Origin of the sequence: Polaromonas sp. LjRoot131 (genome assembly GCF_964252805.1) — a bacterium.
Lineage (GTDB): Bacteria > Pseudomonadota > Gammaproteobacteria > Burkholderiales > Burkholderiaceae_C > Polaromonas.
On the sequence record NZ_CAXUPF020000010.1, the window covers coordinates 1 to 3,572 of the forward strand.

A 3,572-nucleotide genomic window follows, 5' to 3' on the forward strand; every position below is an offset into this window, starting at 1 on the left:
ACGCTGCGCTTCGCTCAGACAACGCGATCCCTGATCCGCCTGAACCTCCGCTCCTCGGCGCATCCACAAGGGGCAAGCGGGAGCGGATTCGGGAACGGGAACGGGGAGAGTGGCGGTCGGTTATTTCCAGGGGGTTGGGGGCGGGATCTCGCAGACGGGGTCTACGTCAATCGACTTGAAATCCGCTGGCCCTACGATCTCCAGGTATTCCATGTCGGGGGAGTAGTCGAAGAGGAAGTGTTTGATGCCCGGGCGCTGGTGCACCACGTCGCCGGCCTCGACCAGGGTTTCCTTGTCTTCGTACATGAAGCGCGCCCAGCCCTTGACCATGATGACGATCTGGAAATCCGCCTCATGGCGGTGCCATCCCGTGCCTGTTTCTGGTGCCATGTTCGCCTTCACAAGGTGCGCGATCACCTTGCCGTTGGTCGCGTCGGCGATGCCGAGGTCGCGGTACAGGAAAAAGTCGCGCAAACCGCCGGAAACAAACTGCGTGTCGCCGGGCTTGACGTGGGAAAACTTGGTTGCGGTGCGGTCCAGCATGGGGTGCTCCTGTTCCATCAAGACATCCAACTCGGGATTGGTGCGGTGCAGCAAGCAGGAAGTGTTCCAGCGCGTGTGCGGCATGCGCCACAACCCTGATTGAGAAGGCACGGCGGTAAAGATGACGCCCGCTACAAAGCTATAGTCCGGCTATGGCCCCGAAAGGAGTTTTGATGACCAGACCAGATCGCCACTGCCCAGTTGTACCGCCGGTTCTTCTGAATACATTCTGAGCGTGGCTACTCCCTCCCAGCGCTCTCGCGTGATTGCCTCCATCTTCGGCATCATCCTTTTGCTCGCCCTTGTTACGCTCGGCGCAGCAATTTTCAGGTCGGGCGGGGACTTCTGGTTTTGCGCGATCGCCGGCTACCTGTTTACGGTACCGTTTGCCCTGTGGATGTGGCACGGAACCCAGGAGGGAAAAGATGCGGGCCCTCTATCCACGGCTGAGTGGCTGGGTTTCTTTGTGATGAGCGTCGCCTTGAGTGGTTTTTTTATTCTCATTGACGTGATAGTGGTCGATCCAGGGTTCAGCCTGGTTTTCACGATCGGCGTATTGGTTATGGCTTTCATTGCCTTGCCAGGCGCTGCGCGAGCCTGGCTACTCGAGTTTTTGTCGACGCGCGAGCAGAGTAGTGGGGAGAGTGATGCCTGACCCCTCGAGCAGGCTGAGTCTGTTGACAACCCTTGAGCCCCCCTCTGGGATAATCCCCCCATGAGCGGAAATACCCTAGGAACCCTATTCGCAGTCACCAACTTCGGTGAATCCCACGGCCCGGCCATTGGCTGCGTGATTGACGGCTGCCCGCCGGGCATGGATTTAAGTGAGGCCGACATCCAGATCGAACTGGACCGCCGCCGCCCGGGCACCAGCCGCCATGTGACGCAGCGCAACGAGCCCGATGCCGTCGAGATCCTCTCCGGCGTCTACCAGGGCAAGACCACCGGCACGCCCATCTGCCTGCTGATCCGCAACACCGACCAGCGCAGCAAGGACTACAGCAACATCCTGGAGACCTTCCGCCCCGGCCATGCCGACTACAGCTACCTGCACAAATACGGCCTGCGCGACCCGCGCGGCGGCGGCCGCTCCTCGGCCCGGCTGACGGCGCCCACGGTGGCGGCCGGTGCCGTCGCCAAAAAATGGTTATTCGAAAAATACGGCACGGTGTTTCGCGGCTGCATGACGCAGGTCGGCGATGAAGTCATTCCGTTCGAGTCGTGGGAGCACGTGCCGAACAACCCGTTTTTTGCGCCGGTAGCCGATGTGTCAAAGCTGGAAAACTATATGGACGCCTTGCGCAAGGCCGGCGACTCCTGCGGCGCGCGCATACGCGTGACGGCCTCGGGTGTCCCGGTCGGCCTGGGCGAGCCGCTGTATGACAAGCTGGACGCCGACATCGCCTTTGCCATGATGGGCATCAATGCGGTCAAGGGTGTGGAAATCGGCGCGGGTTTTGCCAGCGTCACGCAGCGCGGCACCACGCATGGCGATTCGCTGACGCCTGAAGGTTTTCTGTCCAACAACGCCGGCGGCGTGCTGGGCGGCATCAGCACCGGCCAGGACCTGGAAGTCTCGATCGCGATCAAGCCGACCAGTTCCATCATCACGCCGCGCCAGTCGATCGACACGGCCGGCAAGCCGGCCGAAGTGATGACCAAGGGCCGCCATGACCCCTGCGTGGGCATACGCGCCACGCCGATCGCCGAAGCGCTGCTGGCGCTGGTGGTGATGGAGCATGCGCTGCGCCAACGCGCCCAGAATGCGGACGTCGTGGTGAATACCCCCGACATCATGCGAAGCCGCAAATAAATAAACTGCGCGGCCCGATCTCGCATCTGCGGTCCTCACCGTACGGGTGTACGGCTCCGGTCCTCGACGCGACCTCGGGCCGCTCGCTACGATTTCTTTACGACTTCGCGCCGGTGCGTGCCTTAAGCTTTATGGCTCCGGCGGCGCAGCCCGAAATGGGTTAAAGCCCGTGATCAGCGCGGTGGCCGACAGCACCAGGATGCAGCCGGGAAGCATGCTGATCGTCACCGGTTCGCCGAGAAACAGCCCGCCCCAGGTCACGCCGAACAGCGGGATCATGAAGGCCGCCGAGGTGGTGGCGCTGGCCGGGATCTCGCGCATCAGCCGCATGCTGATCCAGTACATAAACCCTGAGGTAAACGTGCCCAGCACTGCCACGGCAGCCACGGCGCCTGGGGTCAGGACGGCCGAGGGTGCGGCGATGCCGCCTGGTATGACCAGGATCAGGGCCGCAGCAATGTGCACCACCGCCGACGAGGGCAGCGGCGAATAGGCCATGGTGGCGCGTTTCATGAGGATGGCGCCAAAACCGTAGCTGGCTGAGGCGGCCACGCAGGCCAGCGCCGCCAGCACCACCCGGGGCGTCACCGCGACAGGCCCCAGTTGCACCAGCAGCGCGACGCCGGCAAAGCCAACCGCGCAGCCGAGCAGGCGGATGCGGGTGAGTCTTTCCTCGCCGGCCAGCGCGGCCGCCATCACGCCGAAGAGAGGTACCGTGGCATTGAGCACCGCCGAATAGCCTGAGGGAATGACCAGCGCGGCCCAGTTGTACAGCACAAAGGGAATCACCACTGACAGCATGCTCAGCAGCGCCAGCCGGGGCCACGCCTCGCGCGGCGGCCAGTGGCCGCGCAGCCTGCTCATCAGCAGGCCAAGCACGATGGCGGCCAGGACGCAGCGGGTGGCCGCCACCACCCACGGGCCCAGGGCGGGACTGGCGATACGCAGCAGGGGAAATGATGCGCCCCAGAGGGCGGACATCGCGATGAGCTGGAGGAAGTGTCGGGTTTGCATGAAACGCCGCGTGGGCGGCAACAAAAGCGGCGGTGTGGAGGTGGCTTGATTGTGCAAGATTCGGCCCGACGTTGCAGGCGGGGGGGCGGGTCTTGCGCCGGCGGGCGCGCTCCCTCTATGCTCTTTGCTGAGGGCGGTTGGCCGGGGGTTGCCCGGCGGCAACTCACTTTTCTTTTGCTTCGCCAAAAGAAAAGTAAGCAAA

General features: G+C 63.4%; 4 protein-coding genes. 2 read left to right on the forward strand and 2 right to left on the reverse strand.

Annotated features, from left to right (window positions below; translation table 11 throughout):
- Positions 1-120: 120 nt before the first annotated feature.
- Positions 121-543 (reverse strand): cupin domain-containing protein, encoded by a 423-nt coding sequence (locus ACSQ27_RS24185; RefSeq protein WP_436158049.1) that lies wholly within the window; start codon positions 541-543, stop codon positions 121-123.
- Between the two features lie 262 nt (positions 544-805).
- On the opposite strand from ACSQ27_RS24185, the gene ACSQ27_RS24190 reads away from it, so the two are divergent.
- Complete coding sequence (locus ACSQ27_RS24190) at positions 806-1,198, forward strand: hypothetical protein (RefSeq protein WP_436158050.1); 393 nt, start codon at positions 806-808, stop codon at positions 1,196-1,198.
- A 60-nt stretch (positions 1,199-1,258) separates the two neighbouring features.
- Positions 1,259-2,356: a chorismate synthase gene (gene aroC, locus ACSQ27_RS24195; protein ID WP_436158051.1), complete on the forward strand. Its 1,098-nt coding sequence runs from the start codon at positions 1,259-1,261 to the stop codon at positions 2,354-2,356.
- Between the two features lie 129 nt (positions 2,357-2,485).
- On the opposite strand, the gene ACSQ27_RS24200 is transcribed toward aroC, so the two are convergent.
- On the reverse strand, positions 2,486-3,370 hold the full coding sequence (locus ACSQ27_RS24200) for a DMT family transporter (protein ID WP_436158052.1): 885 nt from the start codon (positions 3,368-3,370) through the stop codon (positions 2,486-2,488).
- Positions 3,371-3,572: the final 202 nt, after the last annotated feature.

Coding starts and splice junctions, on each gene's coding strand:
- ACSQ27_RS24200 (WP_436158052.1), bottom strand. CDS start 3,370: ATGCAAACCCGACACTTCCTCCAGCTCATCGCGATGTCCGCCCTCTGG.
- aroC (WP_436158051.1), top strand. CDS start 1,259: ATGAGCGGAAATACCCTAGGAACCCTATTCGCAGTCACCAACTTCGGT.
- ACSQ27_RS24185 (WP_436158049.1), bottom strand. CDS start 543: ATGCTGGACCGCACCGCAACCAAGTTTTCCCACGTCAAGCCCGGCGAC.